Annotated in this window: 2 protein-coding genes; both read right to left on the bottom strand. The window is 59.2% G+C overall.

All coding sequences use genetic code 11. The features are described from left to right. The coding region (locus AC1DH9_RS28060) for a YgiQ family radical SAM protein (protein ID WP_477809229.1) at positions 1-1452 on the bottom strand (1452 nt) is incomplete at its 3' end. Between the two features lie 187 nt (positions 1453-1639). Beyond that, positions 1640-2055, bottom strand: a 416-nt coding sequence (locus AC1DH9_RS28055) for a DnaB-like helicase C-terminal domain-containing protein (RefSeq protein WP_477809228.1), incomplete at its 5' end; no start/stop codon positions are given.

Genomic DNA, 2055 nt, shown 5'->3' with positions numbered 1-2055 from the left:
CGGCAAGGCACGGGCGCTGCGATACAGCTGGATCAGCGACGAGTGGTCGGTGTTGAGGTTCGGGCAAATGCCGGGGAACACGCACGACGGCTTGCGGCACGCGGATTCGATTTCCGGGCTCTTGCAGGCAATGCGGTACATGTTCGCGGTCGGCCCACCGAGGTCGGAGATCACGCCGGTAAAGCCTGGCACTTTGTCACGGATCTCTTCGATCTCGCGAATGATCGACTCTTCGGAGCGGTTCTGGATAATCCGGCCTTCGTGCTCGGTAATCGAGCAGAAGGTACAGCCGCCGAAGCAGCCGCGCATGATGTTCACCGAGAAACGGATCATCTCGTAGGCCGGGATCTTCTCCTTGCCATACGCCGGGTGCGGAATACGGGCGTAAGGCATGCCGAACACGTAGTCCATTTCTTCGGTGGTCATTGGAATCGGTGGCGGGTTGAACCAGACATCGACTTCGCCATGCTTCTGAACCAGCGCGCGGGCGTTGCCCGGGTTGGTTTCCAGGTGCAGCACGCGGTTGGCGTGGGCGTACAGAACGGCGTCGTTTCGAACCTTTTCTACCGACGGCAGACGGATCACGGTCTTGTCACGGGTCATCCGCGGGCTTGCCAGGATTTGTACAACTTTGGCTTCCTGCGGGTCCTCGACCGGGCCCTTTTCCTGCTCGATGGCGCAGGCCTGAGTGTCCTGGGTGTTGACGTACGGGTTGATGATCTTGTCGATCTTGCCCGGACGGTCAATGCGCGTGGAGTCGACTTCGTACCAGCCTTGCGGCGTATCACGACGAATGAACGCGGTGCCGCGCACGTCGGTGATGTCTTCGATCTTGTGACCGTAGGACAGACRCTGGGCAACTTCGACGATCGCCCGCTCGGCGTTGCCGTACAGGAGGATGTCGGCGCAGGCGTCGATCAGGATCGAGTTGCGCACCCGGTCCTGCCAGTAATCGTAGTGCGCGATACGACGCAGGGAAGCTTCGATGCCACCGAGGACAATCGGCACGTTCTTGTAGGCTTCCTTGCAGCGCTGGCTGTAAACCAGGCTGGCGCGATCCGGACGTTTGCCCGCCAGGCCACCAGGGGTGTAGGCGTCATCGGAACGGATTTTCTTGTCGGCGGTGTAGCGGTTGATCATCGAGTCCATGTTGCCGGCCGCGACACCGAAAAACAGGTTCGGCTCGCCGAGCTTCATGAAGTCGTCTTTGGACTGCCAGTTTGGCTGGGCAATGATCCCGACGCGAAAGCCCTGGGACTCCAGCAGCCGGCCGATGATTGCCATGCCAAACGACGGGTGGTCAACGTACGCATCACCGGTGACGATGATGATGTCGCAGGAATCCCAGCCGAGCTGATCCATCTCCTCCCTGCTCATTGGCAGGAATGGCGCTGGTCCGAAACATTCGGCCCAGTACTTGGGATAGTCAAATAACGGCTTGGCTGTTTGCATGACGATGACCGGTGTTGAGATGAAAAATCGCGGGCGCGGAATATAGCACAAAATTTAACCAATTCCGACGGCTATGGTCGGAAATTGGTGTCGCCCCTATCGCGAGCAGGCTCGCTCCCACAGAGGAACGCATTCCAGGGTGGGAGCGAGCCTGCTCGCGAAGGGGCCAACTCAGACGACAAATAACTTACTCGTCGTCGTCGAAGTTATAGCTGCCCGGCGCGAGGTTTTCGAATCGGGTGTATTTACCGATGAAGGCCAGGCGGATAAAGCCGATCGGGCCGTTCCGCTGCTTACCGATGATGATCTCGGCGATGCCTTTATGCTCGGTCTCCGGGTGATACACCTCGTCCCGGTACACGAACATGATGACGTCGGCGTCCTGCTCGATCGCTCCGGATTCCCGCAAGTCGGAGTTCACTGGCCGCTTGTTCGGCCGCTGTTCGAGGGAACGGTTGAGCTGGGACAACGCCACTACCGGACAGTTGAACTCCTTGGCCAGGGCTTTCAGGGAACGGGAGATCTCGGAAATCTCGTTGGTCCGGTTGTCGCCGCTGGAACCCGGGATCTGCATCAGTTGCAGGTAGTCGATCATGATCAGAC

This window comes from Pseudomonas sp. 05T35 (assembly GCF_056396605.1).
Note: the sequence above shows the minus strand (reverse complement) of the source record. Positions and strands in the feature narration are given on the sequence as shown.